Genomic DNA, 17783 nt, shown 5'->3' with positions numbered 1-17783 from the left:
TTCAGCCTCCTATACTTGATATATACTGCTGTGCTATATGTCGTGCTACTTTATCTTTATTTAAAATAGACTCGATATTATCAGCAACTGAGTTTTCCAATTTTTGCAAAGTATGCTCTACCACTTGTGGGATATTTGTAAATCCAATCTGTTGGTTTAAAAATGCAGCAACAGCAACTTCATTTGCAGCATTTAAAATAGTAGGTGCCAGCCCTCCTGCACGCATTGCCTGGCGGGCTAAATCAAGTGCTGGAAATTTCTGGATATCCGGTGCTTGAAAATTAAGCTGAGAATACTCAAATAAATCTAAAGCAGGAACACGAGTCTGTAAACGTTCTGGCCATGCTAATGCATGGGCAATCGGTGTACACATGTCTGGATTACCCATTTGCGCCAATGTTGAACCATCAACATATTGCACCATAGAATGAATAATACTTTGTGGATGAACAACAACTGTAACAAAATGTTCAGATATTGAAAACAAATGACATGCCTCGATCAACTCTAACCCTTTATTCATAAGAGTAGCTGAGTCAACTGAGATTTTCTGCCCCATAGACCAGTTGGGATGCTTACAAGCCTGCGCAGGAGTAACTTTTTCTAACTGTTCTAACGAATGGTTTAAAAATGGTCCACCTGAAGCGGTCAATAAGATTCTTGATACGCCCTGTTGCGGTTGTCCATTTCTTTCAGCCTCTAAATAATTATGAGGTAATGACTGAAAAATAGCGTTGTGTTCTGAATCTACCGGTAATAATAATGCCTGATGATCACGTGCTGCTTGCATCATGATTTCACCAGACATGACCAAAGCTTCTTTATTAGCAAGCAATACGCGTTTACCAGCTTTTACAGCCGCTAATGTTGGTAATAAACCAGCTGCTCCAACAATTGCAGCCATAACTACATCAACATCTGGATGAGATGCGATACTTACTAGCCCTTCCTGATCAGTCAAAATTTCAATATCTTGTAATTCATTCTTTACAAATAAAACTGCTAATTCGTCAACTTTTTGCTTTGGAACAACTACAACTTTTGGTTGAAATTGTTTACATATATCAACCAATTCAGAAATTCGACTATGAGCTGAAATTGCAAATACTGAATACTTATCAGGATGTTGATTTAAAATTTTTAAGGTACTTTGCCCAATGGAACCGGTTACACCCAATATGCAAACAGATTGTGTCATTTATAAATCTACACCAATAAGTTTTAATATATACATTCCCGTTGCAAAGATCGGGGCTGCAGCAAGTAAAGAATCAATACGATCTAAAACACCACCATGACCAGGTAGTACACGTCCAGAATCTTTAATACCAGCACGACGTTTAATCATTGACTCAAATAAATCACCCAAAACTGAACCGAATACTGTAATCAGTGACAAGATAAGAAACAGGATTTGCTGAATTAAAGTTAAATTTAAATACTGATATTGCACAACCAACATCACCAGTATGGTCGTGATAATACCACCATACAAGCCTTCTACTGATTTGTTCGGACTTACGGTTGGTGCTAGTTTTCTTTTACCAAATTTACGACCAACAAAGTAAGCACCACTATCTGCACCCCACACGAGTAAGAACAGATACATTAACCACCATGGCGAACTTTGCCAGACAACAAAAATTGAAGTTACCGCAGCACAAACTAAAATAATGCCAATTACATATAGAGTAGCGTTATACCACCCATCAAATTCAGGAAAAGATTTGACCCAATAAACGCTTACAAGCCAAGTCAAAATTGAAGCTGACCACAAAAGTAATGCAATATCATGGAAAAATAGAGCAACGCCTGAAACGAATGCAACAAGCAGACCGTAGCACCAGGCTTTTGGCTTTACAGCATTTACAGTTTCATGGGGCATTAATTTATACCATTCATACCCCGCAACCCCTGCTGCTACAATCATAAGAACCAACATTGGATAATGTGATTGCGTAGCAAACATACAGCCTAAAACAACTGCAACAAGTACCAATGCGGTAACAATCCGCTCTAACATTATAAGTTCTCTATTTTCTCTTGCTGAATTTGTTCAGATGTTTTGCCAAAACGACGCTCACGCCCCGAAAAAACATTCAATGCATGATCGAATTCTTGTACTGTAAATTCTGGCCATAAAGTATCAGTAAAATACAGCTCCGCATATGCTGCTTGCCATAACAAGAAATTAGATATGCGATAATCTCCACCTGTACGGATCAATAAGTCCACAGCTGGCAGATCGTTTAGACTGACATATTTTTCGAACAAATCAACATTTATTTGATCAGCACCAAATTCACCACGGGAAACCGCTTCAGCAACTTGTTTTGCTGCATTTGCAATATCCCACATCCCACCATAGCTCACAGCAATAGTTAAGGTCATAGTGTTATGGTGTGCTGTCTGTTGCTCTGCATCTTCCATTAAGGCAACTAGGTGTGACGGTAATCTGGAACGATCACCTATGAAACGCAAAGCAATATTAAATTTCTTCATGCGAGGTATTTGCTCATGAATAGTTTCTTCAAGAAGCTTCATAAGCAGATCGACTTCAAATTGTGGTCGATTCCAGTTTTCGCTTGAAAATGCAAAAACCGTTAAAGCACGAATACCTGTTTTTTTACAATGTTCAACGATAGGATCAAGAACATTTTTACCCTCTCGATGTCCATCACCTTTTTGCATTTGATTTTTTTTTGCAAAGCGGTTGTTGCCATCCATGATGATGGCAACATGCTTAGGAAGATGATACTCTTCTGAATCGGTCATAAAATTTAGACCTTCATCAATTCTGCTTCTTTCGCTGCAAGACGCTTGTCTACTTCTGCAACATATTTGTCAGTGATTTTCTGGATATCATCACCTGCACGGCGCTCATCATCTTCTGAGATTTCTTTCTCTTTTAATAATGCTTTGATATCACCTAATACATCACGACGAATATTACGAATTGCAACTTTTGCATTTTCAGCTTCGCTACGCGCAATTTTTTGCATATCACGACGTGTTTCTTCAGTTAATGCAGGTAAAGGTACACGAATTGCATCCGCTGTAATTGGGTTTAAACCAAGATCACTCTCACGAATTGCCTTATCAATAGCTGAAACCATTGTACGTTCAAATGGCTGAACAAGAAGTGTACGAGAATCCTCAACACCAACGTTTGCCACTTGATTTAAAGGCACATCAGAACCGTAGTAAGGAACCATTACCCCATTTAAGATTGATGGGTGTGCACGGCCGGTACGAACTTTAGCAAACCCTAGTTCCAAAGACTCAAGAGTTTTTAACATACGCTGTTCGCTGTCTTTTTTCAGATCGTTAATCATATGATCTACCTTACTTATTTATTCAAGGATGTTTTAACAAATTTAATTTAGCGCTAGTATAAAGAGCTTTCGTCAACACGTACATTATTTAGTAACGCGTGTACCTTCTTTTTCGCCCATGACTACTGACAATAGCGCGCCTGATTTATTCATATCAAAAACTTGTAATGGCACATTATGGTCACGACATAAACAAATAGCTGTCAAATCCATAACACCAAGTTTTTCGTCTAATACTTGATCAAAGGTTAAATGATCATATTTAACCGCATCTTCGTATTTACTTGGATCTTTATTATATACGCCATCTACTTTGGTCGCTTTTAGAATTAAATTTGCTTCAATTTCAATTCCGCGTAAGCAAGCTGCCGTATCAGTCGTAAAGAATGGATTTCCAGTACCAGCAACAAAAACACAAACTTCACCCTGACTCAAGTGACGAATCGCATCACGACTTGAATAAGACTCTACTACTGTACCAATTGGTAATGCAGACATAAGACGAGTTCTGATATTACGGCGAACCAATGCATCACGCATAGCCAAACCGTTCATTACAGTTGCAAGCATACCCATTTGATCGCCTGTTACACGACCAACCAAGCCATCCTTTTGCAACTGACTACCACGATACAAGTTACCGCCACCAACAACGATACCCACTTGCACACCTAAGCCAACTAAGTGAGCAATTGAAAGGGACATTTGGTCAAGAACTTGGGCATCAATACCCATGTCTTTGTTACCTGATAATGCTTCACCAGATAGTTTTAATAAAATGCGTGAATAACGGGGGCTAATTGTTTCCGCCATGAGTTTGCTCCAAAACCTCTTAAACTGAATGCTTTTTTGAATCGTTATCGATTAAACCGACTTAATTTTAACTAACTTTGCAAATAAGTCGTATTCATCCGCATCGGTGATTTCGACTTCCAACATATCGCCTGGTTGAATAGTGCTCTTATCGATATCTTCTACAAAGACATTACCGTCAATTTCCGGAGCATCGGCATAAGAACGTGCAACAGCAACAGGATATTCATCTTCCAAACTATCGACTAATACAGTCATCGTTTGACCAATACGTTTTTGCAACTTAGCAGCAGAAATTTGTTGCTGCACTTGCATAAAGCGCTCGTAACGCTCTTGCTTAATTTCTTCAGGCACATGATCGGGTAAATCATTTGCCGTAGCGCCTTCTACTGGTGAGTAGGTAAAGCAGCCAACACGATCAAGTTCAGCTTCAACTAACCAATCGAGCAATATTTGAAAATCTTCTTCAGTTTCGCCTGGGAAACCCACTACAAATGTAGAACGAATCACAAGATCCGGGCATTTTTCACGCCACAATTTAATTTTTTCGAGTGTATTTTCACTGTGAGCCGGACGCTTCATTAACTTAAGAATACGCGGGCTTGCATGTTGGAATGGAATATCAAGATATGGCAGAATTTTACCTTGTGCCATTAAGTCAATAACCGCATCAACATGTGGGTATGGATAAACATAATGTAAGCGCACCCAGATACCAAGTTGGCCTAGTGCTTCACACATATCAAAGAATTTTGTTTTAACAGGCTGTCCATTCCAGAAATCAAGTTTGTACTTGGTATCTACACCATATGCTGATGTATCTTGGGAAATAACCAAGATTTCTTTAACACCTGCTCTTTTAAGCGCAGCGGCTTCTTCCAGTACACTTCCAACTGGACGCGATACTAGATCGCCACGCATACTTGGGATAATACAGAAGGTACAACGGTGGTTACATCCTTCAGATATTTTTAAATAGGCATAATGTTTTGGTGTTAAGCGAATTCCTTGTTCAGGAACTAAATCAACAAACGGGTTGTGTTTAGGTGGTGCTGGGACATATTCATGTACAGCTTCCATTACATCTTGATAAGCTGCTGCACCAGTAACCTTTAAAACATTTGGATGCATTTGACGAATTTTGTCTTCGTCTTTACCTAAGCATCCAGTAACGATTACTCGACCATTTTCACTCATGGCCTCGCCAATTGCATCTAGCGACTCTTGTACCGCAGATTCGATAAAACCACAGGTATTAACAACAACTAAATCAGCACCATCATAATCTGATGCAACTTGATAACCTTCAGTCTTTAACTGAGTTAAAATTCGTTCAGAATCTACCAATGCCTTAGGACAACCTAAAGAAACAAAACCGACTTTGGGGGTCTTCATGAATCTGCGCTCCACTTGAATGCGCGTATTGTATGTCTTTTCTTGTCTCAAGCATAGGTGGAAAGCCTACTCTTTGTGTAATGCACCAAAATACGACCAACATTTGCACCAAAACTCACCTTTGCACCAAGTTGGATCATGTTATTATCTATATTCAAGCCATCAGTTTTGATCAACCGATATAAAGACCGATTTCAGCGCGTTTTTAAATACTTTAAAACTTTAAAATAACCCATAAACAAAGTTGGCGTATATTTTGCATCGTTCATGTTCTATAACGGTGAAAATCCGATAACCAATGAAGATGCCATTGCGCTATTTTAAGACAGGAACGATTCGCTAATGGATCAACACAACCCTATCGACTATCGCCTATTGGTAGACAACTTAACTACTGCGATTTTATTGATCGATAGTAACTTGAATATTTTTTACTTAAATTCTGCCTGCGAAGCACTATTTGACATTAGTTTGCTTCGAGCTTCAGGACAGCCGGTTTTGAACTTACTTCATGCACCAGATGATACTTTTAATACACATGAAGCGTTATTAAACACTATAAAAACCGGTCAACCCTATACTCGTCGAGAAGCGGTTATTAATGTCAACTTTAAAGACCTTCATGTTGATTACACAGTGTCTCAATTAAATGCAGGTAAAAGTTATCACCCATTACTCTTGATTGAGCTCAACCCGATTGATCGTATGTTAAAGATTTCTAAAGAAGAAAATCTGGTACAACAACATCAGGTCGCTAGGCAGCTCGTACGTGGCGTTGCGCACGAAATTAAAAACCCACTTGCAGGTATTCGTGGTGCAACTCAATTACTGGCTCGCAGTTTAAACGATAAGAGTTATGCTGAATTTACAGATGTCATTATTAATGAAGTAGATCGTTTAACTAACTTGGCAGATACCATGTTGGGTTCTAGACAACTCCCAAGTTATGAAAATGTTAACGTACACGAGCCTTTGGAGCGAGTGCGTTCACTTATCGCCAACCAGACAAAGAAGAAAATTAAAATTATACGGGATTATGATTTGTCTTTACCCGATGTTAATGCCGATCGTGATCAGTTAATACAAGTCATGCTCAACATTAGTGTAAATGCAATTCAAGCCATAACAGAAAACAAAGCATTCTTTATAGATCACGAACCGGAGTTAATTCTACGTACACGTATACAACGTCTTGTCACGATTAACGGTGTACTAAATCGATCTACCGTACGAGTCGATATAGAGGACAATGGACCAGGCATTCCTGAAAGTATTTTGGAGTCAGTCTTCTATCCATTGGTTACTGGACGAGCAAAAGGTACTGGGCTTGGCCTGAGTATTGCACAGAATATTATGCATCAACATAACGGAATGATTGAATGCCAATCTGTTCCTGGAAAAACAATTTTTAGCTTATATTTACCTTGGGAGTCAGACCGTGTCGCGAAATAAAATATGGGTTATTGATGATGATCGCGCCATGCGATGGGTATTGGAAAAGACCTTTAAAGAGGAAGGTTTTGATGTTACCAATTTTGAAGAAGCTCAAACTGCGCTTGAACGTTTGCACCATGATGCTCCCGATGTCATCTTAACTGACATCCGCATGCCTGGAATTGATGGTTTAACTTTTTTATCTAAAGTCAAAAACACTCATCCAGATTTACCTGTCATTATTATGACAGCACATTCTGACTTAGAGTCTGCTGTATCAAGCTATCAAACAGGCGCGTTTGAATATTTACCAAAGCCTTTTGATATTGATGAAGCTTTAGCTTTAGTCAATCGCGCGATCCTGCATATTAATAAACTACAACAGCAAGAAGCTACAAAAACAGCCTCACCTCTTCAATCAACAGAAATTATTGGTGAATCTCCAGCAATGCAGGAGGTTTTCCGTGCTATCGGCCGTTTATCTCAATCTCATATTACTGTTTTAATTAATGGTGAGTCGGGTACAGGTAAAGAATTAGTTGCTCATGCTTTACACAAGCACTCCCCACGCCGTGCCAAGCCTTTTATTGCTTTAAATATGGCGGCAATTCCAAAAGACTTAATTGAAACCGAGTTATTTGGTCATGAGAAAGGAGCATTTACAGGCGCGAATACTCAACATCAAGGCCGCTTTGAACAGGCAAATGGCGGAACATTATTCCTTGATGAAATTGGTGATATGCCATTTGAAACTCAGACTCGATTGCTTCGCGTACTCGCTGACGGTGAGTTCTATCGTGTAGGCGGACACATTCCCGTTAAAGTAGATGTTCGAATTGTTGCGGCAACGCATCAGGATCTAGAGAAACTGGTAAATGAAGGTCGCTTCCGTGAAGACTTATATCACCGCTTAAATGTGATTCGTATTCACATTCCTAAGCTTGCCCACCGTAGTGAAGATATTCCAATGCTTGCGCAGCATTTCCTTGCGCGTGCAGGTAAAGAGCTTGGCGTAAGTCCAAAAATCTTACGTACCGAGACGACAGACTATATGCAACAGTTACCATGGCCAGGTAACGTACGACAACTTGAGAATACGTGCCGCTGGCTAACTGTAATGATTACTGGTCGTGAAGTTTATCCGGAAGATTTACCTTCTGAGCTCAAACAAGTTCCATTGCAAAAGAATAGTGATTCTAGTCAACCGGCACCTTCTTTTGAGCGTATTTCTCTACACCATTGGGATGAACTACTAAATCAATGGGCTATTCAAAAGCTTAAAAATGGTGAAATGAAAATTTTGGATATTGCCACACCAATGTTTGAACGCACATTGATTAACGCAGCCTTGCAACAAACACGTGGACGCAAACGTCATGCAGCTGAATTATTGGGTTGGGGTCGCAATACTTTAACACGCAAGTTAAAAGAACTAGGAATGGATTCTGCAGATGATGACGAAGAAGATGAGCACAAGGTTACTCAAACTGAAGCCTAGAAGTCTCATTATTTAACTTGAGAGCGGTTAAGTCATTCTTAGCCGCTTTTTATCAATCAGATTTTTGATTAAAATATAATGTAAACATAAGGTTACATCACTAAATCTTTCCACAATTAACTCTAAGCTTATATTTTCTATTAGTTTATTTTTTTAATTAGCCACTTACTGTTCAGCATATGATCTAAAAAAATGGTTATGACCATCACTAAAGATAGTTTTGCTATACTAGATAAGCAAAGTCAGTTGTTGTTATTAAATTTTATGCATGATTCAGTCCTGGATTCACATCACCTTGCATGTGAGAAACCTCAAACACGCCGCGGTATTGAACGTCGTTTAGCTCTATTATTAAGCGCGACTGAGCTGTTCCTAGAGAAAGGATATGATGCTGTATCTCTCGATGATATTGTTAATCATGCAGGTGGCTCCAAGGCTTCTATTTATAAATATTTTGGCAATAAGGAAGGACTTTTTACGGCTATATGTGATCATAAACGTGAAATGTTTTTTAAAGATATTTGCATTCCATTCCAACCAGAGAAAAGCACTTTAAGAGAATATCTGATTCAAACACTTAATCGTGTGTATATTCATATTATTCAGCCCGAACATGTTGCATTTTTAAGACTTATTATTGAACAGACGGAATGTAACACTGTCCTCATACAATACTTATATGACAAATGGGTACATAATTTACAAAATACACTTACTCAAGCATTAGAGTTTGCGGATAAATCAGGCGAAATTACATGTAATTCTCCGTATTATTCTTCACTCATGTATTTTGGGATTTTACGAGATATTGAATGGCGTATGATTATGGGTATGCCAGCTCTTCCAGATGAGAAAGAAGCTTTTGATTATATTGAATATTGTGTAGATATTTTCTTAAAAGGCCATCATAAAGTCTAATTCTTTTGCATTTTAAAATGCTTATAGTATAGTAGACTTCTTTTTTCCCACATCCACCCAGCCAACAACAGATAATTGTTGTATTTCAAAACAATTATTATGGAGTAGCTACATGGCTCTAAGACATTTCCTGACTTTACGTGATCTATCCACTCTAGAACTTAATCGCATTTTAGAACGCGCAAGCGAGCTTAAAAAAATGCAACATGACAATAAGGTCTACCAGCCTTTTGTTGGTAAAGTATTGGGAATGATTTTTGAGAAATCAAGTACGCGTACACGTATCTCTTTTGAAGCAGGTATTAACCAATTTGGCGGTAGTGCGATTTTTTTATCGCCTCGTGACACACAATTAGGCCGTGGTGAACCAATCGAAGATTCTGCACGTGTAATTTCAAGTATGCTTGATATTGTTATGATTCGTACTTTCGGTCATGACATTGTTGAACGTTTTGCATCTTATTCAAAAGTTCCTGTAATTAACGGCCTAACTGATGATCATCATCCATGCCAGTTACTTGCTGACTTACAAACTTATATTGAACATCGCGGCAGCATTGAAGGCAAAACCGTTGCTTGGATTGGTGATGGTAATAATATGTGTAATTCATATATTGAAGCTGCACACATGATGGGTTTCAAACTCAAAATTGCATCGCCAAAAGGATATGAACCTAAACCTGAATTTTTAGCCGAGTTTGGTCATTGCGTTGAGCTTTATGATAATGCGGAAGATGCAGCAGTAAATGCTGACCTTATTGTAACTGATGTATGGGCAAGCATGGGCCAAGAAGAAGAGCAAAAACTTCGTGAAAAAGCCTTTGCTGATTTTCAGGTTAACGAAAAATTAATGAGCCTTGCTCACCCAGACTGTTTATTTATGCACTGCTTACCTGCTCATCGCGGCGAAGAAATTTCTGAAACCATGCTCGATTATAAAAATGCAGTCGTATGGGATGAAGCAGAAAACCGTCTCCATGCTCAAAAAGCTTTAGTCGAATTTTTATTAAATGAAAATTTAAAGAAAGCTTAAATTTTGAGTTTAAAAAACAGCATCTTTATGATGCTGTTTTTTATTTTATAAGACTTGTACTCTTCCAGTTAATTATTTTTAAAAATTTGATAACGTTGCCGAATATATAAGCAGGCTGTATTTCAACTATTCTCTAGAATCGTGTATAACATTCTACACAATAAGCTAAGCCTACTCTTGTAGAGTGCGATCATGACACCCCTTGAACAATCATTATCTCAAATTCCCGCATTTTCGATTATTCATGAACATTTATTTAGCTCGGCCCAGCCTTCTGCTGAACAACTAAAATTGATTAAAGAGTTTGGTTGTAGCACAGTCATTAACCTTGCTTTAACTAATGCTTCAAATCATCTTGAGAATGAAGACCGTATTTGTTTAGACCTTGGTTTAAATTATATTCATATTCCAATTGATTGGGAGATGCCTTCCGCTGAGCAGTGCTTATTAGTTTTAGATTTGATTGATCATTTAGTGCAAAATGAAATTATCTGGATACATTGCGCCAAAAATAAACGCGTAAGTTGCCTTATGTATGTCTATAGACAGTTTTATATGAATATGGATATGCCGACTTCTCAGGATTTATTGCACGAAATTTGGGAACCTAATGAGACTTGGACTGGACTCATTCATAGTATTACCTTACAGCTACAAGGCCGTAAGGCAACTTTAGAACTTCAACAGTCTTTGCAGCAGGCCGATCACTTGGTGTGATGAGAGACTAAAACAGTCGCTGTAGCCAAAATACCTTCTTGACGACCGGTAAACCCAAGTTTTTCGGTTGTCGTTGCTTTAATACTAATTTGATTAATATCTACATTTAGAACGTCAGCAATGCTTTGACGCATTTCAAGATTATGCTTAGCTAATTTTGGACGCTCGCAAGCCACCGTAATATCGGCATTATTTAACTGATAACCACGGTCTAAGATCAATTGATAAACATGCTTTAACAATACTCGGCTATCTGCGCCTTTGTATTCTGGGTCAGTATCAGGAAAATGTTGTCCAATATCTCCAAGCGCTAAAGCACCTAATAAAGCATCACATAGCGCATGAAGTACAACGTCACCGTCAGAGTGCGCTTTCAAACCATGTGTATGTGGAATTTGAATACCCGCCAATGTAACGAAGTTCCCCACTTCAAAGGCATGTACATCCATTCCTTGTCCAATACGAATCTGAGCAACCATATAAATTATTACCTTCCATAAAAACTTAAGAAATCTTGTATTCAGCCGTTCTGTTTCGCTATAGTACACCTAGCAAAGTAGACTGAAAGTATAAGCGATCATGCTGTCTAATACTGATATGAATCAATTAAAAAGATTAAGTTTTGTCGTGACACTGAGTTGTTTATGTTCACCTCTTGTCTTTGCAGAATCAATAGACTGTTCCAATACTGGAGCTGAGCTTAAAATCTGTTCAAAAACATTTAGTGAATCGAGAAAGCAACTCAATAATAAATATCTTTCTGCATATTTAGTTACTGATGCCCCCTTACAGCTTTTACAGGATACACAAAAGTTATGGTCTAAACATACTCAGCAATGCAAGAGTAATACATGTATTCAACAACAGTTTGATTTACGTACTGATGACTTAAATTTTTATGCTTCACTTAAGCAAACGCTTACCCAGCATTATCTTAAGTTTGAAAATGGACATATAGCAGCTCAGCCTGTACACATTCAAGTCCATCAGCTCGCGAAAGATAAAATTAAGATTGAAGGGATAGCATACCGCAATCCAAATAACCGCAAAGAAACTCAAACGATCTCATTGATGGCCTATAGTTCACCTGAACAAAAAAGTGAAATTTTAGACAATGAGCACAACTGTAAATATCAGTTTAATTTTCAAAAAGCTTTACTTAATGTGAAAACTCAGCAAAAAGGCTGTGAACGTTTTAGCGGAATCTACCGCCTATATGATTAACGCTTAAAATAAAAGCCAGTGTTTGAACACTGGCTTTTTACTTTCTACGCTGGATATTTTTGAGCAATATCCTGACCGACTAAAACTGCGGTTGCCGCAGACAAAGTCCAACCTAAATGCCCATGCCCTGTATTATAAAAAACACGAGGTTGTTTAGATTGCTTAACAACAGGCAGCATATTCGGCATCATTGGTCTTAACCCTGCCCAAGGCACCACATGCTCAGTTGAAATATCAAAGTTACGATTAACCCAATTCACTAATGGTTGAATACGATCAGCCCGTATGTCACGGTTATAGCCATTAAACTCAGCAGTCCCTGCCACACGCAGTCGATCTTTACCTAAACGAGAAGTCACAATTTTTGCACTTTCATCTAGCAAGCTTACCCAAGGAGCATTGTTTACACTGTGCTCATCTTTTAATTGCACGGTAATTGAATAACCTTTTACTGGATACACATTTACTCGCTCACCAATCATATCGGCAAGTTGATAACTCCCCACACCACCACAAACAACAAGTACATCACCTTCAAGCTGAATGTTATCGGACTCAACCAGATAAGGATGCTCAGCACTTGGCTGACAAGTTACGACTACTTTGTCTGCGCTGCACTTAATATCCATAACTTCTAGGCCAAACTTATATTGAACGCCATATTGTTTAGTCTTCTCAGCCAAAGAAGTTGAATATTTATGAATATCACCCGTCGCATCACTTGGTGTGTAATAGCCACCGAAATAGTCACCCGTCAAAGATGGTTCTATTGTTTTCATTTCATCAGGTGAAACCGAATAGCGTTCCAATGTACCTTTGTTCAATACGTTATTAACTTGTTTAGCAATCTCGTAGTCAGCCTTACTGTGATACATATGGAGGATTCCACGTTTCTCTAAATCAAACTCAAGCTGCTCTTTTTCAGCAACTTCAAACAAACGCTTACGAGCAAGCAATGCCAAACGGACCGTCTCAATCGTATTCGCTTCATAGTTTTTAATATGTGATAGAAATTCAACCAACCAACTATACTTATGCAAACTAAATGAAGGGTTCAACAATAGAGGAGCATCTTTTTGTCTCATCCATTTAAAGCCTTTAATGACGGTGGCTTTTTGGTTCCATACTTCGGCGTTACAAGCCGATAATTGCCCTCCATTGGCAAATGATGTTTCCATTGCAGGATATAAATGTCGATCAATCACTGTGACTTGATAACCCAGTTGCGATAATTCATAAGCAGAGGTAACCCCTGTGATTCCCGCACCTATCACAATAACATGTGGCATAACAGACTCCTCAGAAATGCAAGAACATTTCATCAGTTCAGCCCATCTGTCATTGGTACCTGAGAGTTTCGACCCCAACGTTACCTTTTAACGTTTAGATCTTCCCCTTCGGTGAGTTTATAATTTATAAGTCATTGTTTTCCATTCTTATAAATCTAAGCTTCTCTCCAGATTTTTTAATTATTACAGTCCTTTTGCCTGAGAGTTTCCGGGCTTGTTGCTCCTTCGGCGGGTTCTTAATGAACCTCTCTCCCGCAATAATTTTGTATTTATATAAGCAATGTATCTGCCACATTGAAAAAAACGCATTCTTTTCTTGTAAACTTTTGTATAAGCAATCTTAAAATTATAAAATACTGATTTAATTAGAAAATAAAAAAGGTGAATTTTTATAAATCCACCTTTTACACTTAAATTAGAGTTTACCGTTAAGCACTTGGTCTGAAACCGTACCCTTCCATTGCTCACGCAAGGTTGGTAAATAGAATTTCTCACCAATAGTGACCAATTCAGCATCAATCAATGCATGAACTTCGTGCATAAAAATATAATCTAGAGCAACTAAAGAAAGCTGATGATTTTTTTGCGCTGTTTTCTTACGTTTTACCTGTGCTTGTTTCACTAGCTCATTTGCAAAGTTTTTATCTTTATAAGCAGTAATTGCATTTAAACGAAGCTCAATAACACCCCATCCCGCTAATAGTTTTTTAAAAACTTCAAAATCTTTTGAGGTTGATTCCCACGTTACGTTTTCTAGATCATTATCTTCAGGTAAAACTGGTAATAATAAATCCGCTGTACTTGGGAAAATCTTTTTAAGATTTAACAGAAACTTAACTGGCTGATCACTAGGGTAATCATTAAATTGCACATGTTGTTGGGTATCTGTCAAATAAATAGAGAGCATTCAAAAATCCTTAACTAAGCAGCTGTTTTTAATAATTTTATCTCTAACTTTGCGAAATAAATGCAAAACAAAAAACAATGTAAAAACAGGACAAGGTGGGCATTTTAACAATTATGACGGCTTATTCAACGCCAATTCGCCATTAATTAGTGAAAGTTTCAGCCTTTGTGATAAAAAGCTCTCCGAAGAGAGCTTAACTTTAAATAGAACATCAAAAATCCGTTGTAATTCTTGGTTTCGATTAACCTTGATATTGATCAACTTTATAATTTGGCTGATCTACAAGCAGTTCAATAAAAGTCGGAATAGATGTAGTGTTAAGCAGATAAGGATTAAATTCATCAACATGATGATGATGAAAGAACTCTTTTATTTTCGTGTTAATGGGAGCAAATTTCATACTCCAATGTTTAAATAGCCGTTGTTCGGATGGTTCTGAAAAGATGATTTCACAGTTCTGATGTCTCGAATCTTTCAAAATTAATTTATAAAATAGCGATTCGACCTGTTCTTTCTCACCTTCCAAATACTGCAAGAAGTATCCATTACCATAGTAAAGCACTCCTGTAATATCATTATGTGAATTGAATTTGACAGCTTCGGTGAGAATATCAATTAAATCTTGTTTTATTTGACTATGTTCACTATTGGTTTTACTTGCATACATAAAGCCTATTAAACTCATAGCGATACTCGAAGATAGATTTTAATGTCCATTCTGACATCTACCCTCTCTTCTTACAATGTAAGCTATTTAAAACCTTGTATTTCAAAAGTAAAGATTATTTTCTTTTTGAAAATGACAAACTTTAACAACCGGAAATCTTTTGTAAATTAATGCCAACCTAACAAGTTAATTAGACACTATTAATTTTAGTACAATTGAAAATTATCTTTAATGTATGGATGTCTAATGGAGAATCATGAAATTATTCTTCAAGACGAACATCATAAACAGTTTAAGATTATTAAAGTCCAAGATGTTCGTTTTGATAAGAATACGCTTAACAATAGCTACCAATGGTTATGGATATTTGATCATAGTTCAGAGTTTTTCCCATTTGAGTTATGGGATCAGCTTGATCATGCAACCATTCACCAAAAGATCAAACTTGGTAATCAAGTTTTCAGGATTATTAAGATTCTGACGAAGAAAACGAAAGTTAGGCCCTCCTGAAACATAAGTCCTCAAGTAACTATTTTTTAAGTTATTTAAAGTTCTCTAACTTGCTCCTAAATTCTTTTCACTTAACCATATGGAAATCACTGATGCCAGTGACTTAGGTTGTTCAATCGGAATCATATGACCAGTATTATTAATTATCTCAAGCTTTGCATGGGGTAACTGATCTAATAATTCTATAGCTTCTTCCTTAGAGCGCAGCTGGTCCTCTGTACCAGAAATAATTAAAGTTGGGCATGTGATCTTACTCATATCATAAGAACTTCTATCTAACATAGATTGTTTAACGAACTCTTCATAACCTAGAGTCCTGCCCATCTCTTGGATTCTTTTTACAAGAGTACGATTCTGCACATTTGATGGATGAAGTGTTTTTTCAATCGATATTGAGCTTAGCCCATGGAAATTTTTCCCAGAGTTAAGTTTAATCGCCGTTAATTTTTGACTCTTCTGCTCTTCTGTATCTGAGCGTAGTGAAGACGCTATTAAAATAAGTGCCTTAACTTTTTCAGGAAATTGCTCCACTATAGATCTAGCGATATATCCTCCAAGTGAGAATCCAATCAGTACAAAGCTTTCTGGCGCATGTTCAACAATATTTTGAGCAATTTCTTTGATTGTTTGCCCTTGTTTTAAAGTAGCTCGAGATATATTCCTCTCTTTAGGCATTTCATCTATGAGTTCATTCCAGAGAGATTCATCAAGCATATAACCAGGAATTAAAACAACTGAAATTGGCTTTTGATTCATAAGTTTCTTAATACCTTACTTGTAAATTATAGCTAACAGCATTTTATGCTAATAAAAAATCTATAATTAGAATATTGAAGTAAAAAATAAAATCACTATATAAATTAAACAGAAATAACTGTGGAAGCACGCCAGACTAAAACATTCCCTTTTTATGCTTGAAGGAGATACACATGAAAGTTAGAGCATCACGTACGTATTCCGCTTCAGCAAATAATTATTTTATTTCTAAGGAATATGATTGTACTGTTATTCCTGTAAAAGGAATGTGTTTTATAGACTCTGGTTTAACTGAGAGTGGAGTGATTGAACCAGTAGAGATTATTGAAGTGACTATAGAACCAGAATCTAACTCATATCATGTTCTTTTAGCACGCGATATACATGAGTACGAAAAAGAAGAGCTAAAAAAGAAGTTTGAAGCTATGAAATCTCATGGTTGGGAATACATAGACGGCTTACTTTGATATTTTCCAATTTCAAGATACAAGCTAAATCCTTCCACCCCAAAAAAGCCCTCATTTGAGGGCTTTTATATAAATATTAGCGCGTACACTTTTATTAATGATTTATCTGTATATACAGATAATAGAGTGCACAGCATATTGTATGCTTAAAGATTTTAAACATATTTAGCTAAGAAGTTTATTCACATTCTTTTCAATTAATTTTTTGCTTTGGTTATTAAGTATATAAAAGTATCCAATCAATCCAAAGAATATGACTGCATAAATTATGACAATCCAAATATATTTAAATATATTATCGAACAACATATGATTTAAGACATCTACATCAATATTGATACCAAAGTTATGTACATATCGACTTAAGAATAATGCAATACAATAAATCAATATTGGAACCGCAAGAACTCCTGTCCATATATTGATTTTATTTTTCTTAACTTCTAGTTTTTCAAAATCATCTTCTCCAAAATATTTTTCAACTTCAATAATTTGCTTATTCAAATCATCTTTTAATGATATAGGTAATCTGTTGTCTTTAATATGATATTGAACGTTTTTCAAGATTTCTGCACTTTCTAATGCCTCACCTAAAATTGTTAAATTTCCCATAGAAAAACCAGAATGTAATTAGTAAAACCATGGATTTTAAGGCAAATTTTATGATTAAAAGCACTTTTTAACACAAAAGTAATAAATTGAGCTGAGTTAAAAAATATTCAAAAGAAATACGAGAAGCCGAAAATGTTCCAAAGATTTCTAAACATAGCTTCCTCTCACTATATTTCTCAATTTTTTTACACTATGAGAACGATTGATA

At 36.9% G+C, this 17783-nt stretch carries 20 protein-coding genes and 1 riboswitch; of the genes, 8 read left to right on the top strand and 12 right to left on the bottom strand.

What is annotated here, in order from left to right:
* Position 1: 1 nt before the first annotated feature.
* From ispC to rimO, 6 genes are all read right to left on the bottom strand, one after another.
* Positions 2-1198: a 1-deoxy-D-xylulose-5-phosphate reductoisomerase gene (gene ispC, locus B806_RS0111425; protein WP_017385995.1), complete on the bottom strand. Its 1197-nt coding sequence runs from the start codon at positions 1196-1198 to the stop codon at positions 2-4.
* Positions 1199-2023, bottom strand: coding sequence for a phosphatidate cytidylyltransferase (locus tag B806_RS0111420; RefSeq protein ID WP_017385994.1), 825 nt, complete (start codon positions 2021-2023; stop codon positions 1199-1201). It abuts the gene before it with no gap.
* Positions 2023-2775 carry a polyprenyl diphosphate synthase gene (uppS, locus tag B806_RS0111415; protein ID WP_002115643.1) on the bottom strand — a complete coding sequence of 251 codons (753 nt, stop codon included), beginning with the start codon at positions 2773-2775 and terminating at the stop codon, positions 2023-2025. Before uppS ends, B806_RS0111420 begins: the two co-directional genes overlap by 1 nt.
* Positions 2776-2780: 5 nt before the next feature.
* Positions 2781-3335, bottom strand: coding sequence for a ribosome recycling factor (gene frr / locus B806_RS0111410; protein WP_002115638.1), 555 nt, complete (start codon positions 3333-3335; stop codon positions 2781-2783).
* An 84-nt stretch (positions 3336-3419) separates the two neighbouring features.
* Positions 3420-4148: a UMP kinase gene (pyrH, locus tag B806_RS0111405; RefSeq protein WP_000852257.1), complete on the bottom strand. Its 729-nt coding sequence runs from the start codon at positions 4146-4148 to the stop codon at positions 3420-3422.
* A 51-nt stretch (positions 4149-4199) separates the two neighbouring features.
* A complete protein-coding gene (gene rimO, locus B806_RS0111400) occupies positions 4200-5543 on the bottom strand; it encodes a 30S ribosomal protein S12 methylthiotransferase RimO (RefSeq protein ID WP_017385993.1) in 1344 nt (447 codons plus the stop codon).
* A gap of 342 nt (positions 5544-5885) precedes the next feature.
* Between rimO and glnL the strand changes: the two genes are divergently transcribed.
* The 5 genes from glnL (at position 5886) to B806_RS0111375 (ending at position 11143) form a co-directional block, all read left to right on the top strand.
* Entirely contained in the window at positions 5886-6995 is a 1110-nt protein-coding gene (gene glnL / locus B806_RS0111395) for a nitrogen regulation protein NR(II) (RefSeq protein ID WP_002115631.1), read from the top strand.
* Positions 6982-8475 (top strand): nitrogen regulation protein NR(I), encoded by a 1494-nt coding sequence (gene glnG, locus B806_RS0111390; RefSeq protein ID WP_002115702.1) that lies wholly within the window; start codon positions 6982-6984, stop codon positions 8473-8475. The genes glnL and glnG overlap by 14 nt, the downstream gene beginning before the upstream one ends.
* 264 nt (positions 8476-8739) lie before the next feature.
* Positions 8740-9393: a TetR/AcrR family transcriptional regulator gene (locus B806_RS0111385; RefSeq protein ID WP_005803466.1), complete on the top strand. Its 654-nt coding sequence runs from the start codon at positions 8740-8742 to the stop codon at positions 9391-9393.
* A 112-nt stretch (positions 9394-9505) separates the two neighbouring features.
* Positions 9506-10426: an ornithine carbamoyltransferase gene (argF, locus tag B806_RS0111380; RefSeq protein ID WP_005068890.1), complete on the top strand. Its 921-nt coding sequence runs from the start codon at positions 9506-9508 to the stop codon at positions 10424-10426.
* A 192-nt stretch (positions 10427-10618) separates the two neighbouring features.
* Positions 10619-11143 (top strand): protein tyrosine phosphatase family protein, encoded by a 525-nt coding sequence (locus B806_RS0111375; protein WP_017398955.1) that lies wholly within the window; start codon positions 10619-10621, stop codon positions 11141-11143.
* On the opposite strand, the gene ispF is transcribed toward B806_RS0111375, so the two are convergent.
* Positions 11131-11622 (bottom strand): 2-C-methyl-D-erythritol 2,4-cyclodiphosphate synthase, encoded by a 492-nt coding sequence (gene ispF, locus B806_RS0111370; RefSeq protein WP_017398954.1) that lies wholly within the window; start codon positions 11620-11622, stop codon positions 11131-11133. The two genes, B806_RS0111375 and ispF, sit on opposite strands and share 13 nt — an antisense overlap.
* A gap of 100 nt (positions 11623-11722) precedes the next feature.
* On the opposite strand from ispF, the gene B806_RS0111365 reads away from it, so the two are divergent.
* Positions 11723-12367, top strand: a complete 645-nt coding sequence (locus B806_RS0111365; RefSeq protein ID WP_016140721.1) for a hypothetical protein — start codon at positions 11723-11725, stop codon at positions 12365-12367.
* Positions 12368-12411: 44 nt separating this feature from the next.
* Here the strand turns inward: B806_RS0111365 and B806_RS0111360 are convergent, their stop codons facing one another.
* From B806_RS0111360 to B806_RS0111345, 3 genes are all read right to left on the bottom strand, one after another.
* The gene (locus tag B806_RS0111360; RefSeq protein ID WP_114149601.1) at positions 12412-13689 is read right to left on the bottom strand and encodes a D-amino acid dehydrogenase; all 1278 of its coding nucleotides are present in this window, start codon (positions 13687-13689) and stop codon (positions 12412-12414) included.
* 143 nt (positions 13690-13832) lie between these two features.
* Positions 13833-13921, bottom strand: a riboswitch (glycine riboswitch).
* A 150-nt stretch (positions 13922-14071) separates the two neighbouring features.
* Positions 14072-14563 carry a hypothetical protein gene (locus tag B806_RS0111350; protein ID WP_002115670.1) on the bottom strand — a complete coding sequence of 164 codons (492 nt, stop codon included), beginning with the start codon at positions 14561-14563 and terminating at the stop codon, positions 14072-14074.
* 241 nt (positions 14564-14804) lie between these two features.
* Positions 14805-15248 carry a BLUF domain-containing protein gene (locus B806_RS0111345; RefSeq protein WP_017398952.1) on the bottom strand — a complete coding sequence of 148 codons (444 nt, stop codon included), beginning with the start codon at positions 15246-15248 and terminating at the stop codon, positions 14805-14807.
* A 228-nt stretch (positions 15249-15476) separates the two neighbouring features.
* Here B806_RS0111345 and B806_RS0111340 point away from each other — a divergent pair, with 228 nt between their 5' ends.
* Positions 15477-15740: a hypothetical protein gene (locus tag B806_RS0111340; protein WP_017398951.1), complete on the top strand. Its 264-nt coding sequence runs from the start codon at positions 15477-15479 to the stop codon at positions 15738-15740.
* Between the two features lie 45 nt (positions 15741-15785).
* On the opposite strand, the gene B806_RS0111335 is transcribed toward B806_RS0111340, so the two are convergent.
* Positions 15786-16496 carry an alpha/beta hydrolase gene (locus B806_RS0111335; protein ID WP_017403035.1) on the bottom strand — a complete coding sequence of 237 codons (711 nt, stop codon included), beginning with the start codon at positions 16494-16496 and terminating at the stop codon, positions 15786-15788.
* A 173-nt stretch (positions 16497-16669) separates the two neighbouring features.
* Here B806_RS0111335 and B806_RS0111330 point away from each other — a divergent pair, with 173 nt between their 5' ends.
* Complete coding sequence (locus B806_RS0111330) at positions 16670-16963, top strand: hypothetical protein (RefSeq protein WP_002115649.1); 294 nt, start codon at positions 16670-16672, stop codon at positions 16961-16963.
* Between the two features lie 165 nt (positions 16964-17128).
* Here B806_RS0111330 and B806_RS0111325 read toward each other — a convergent pair whose 3' ends face one another.
* Positions 17129-17575, bottom strand: a complete 447-nt coding sequence (locus B806_RS0111325) for a DUF6097 family protein (protein WP_017385987.1) — start codon at positions 17573-17575, stop codon at positions 17129-17131.
* Positions 17576-17783: the final 208 nt, after the last annotated feature.

The organism is Acinetobacter sp. TG2027 (genome assembly GCF_000302435.1).
GTDB lineage: Bacteria > Pseudomonadota > Gammaproteobacteria > Pseudomonadales > Moraxellaceae > Acinetobacter > Acinetobacter pittii.
This window is presented reverse-complemented; position numbering and strand designations above follow the sequence as displayed.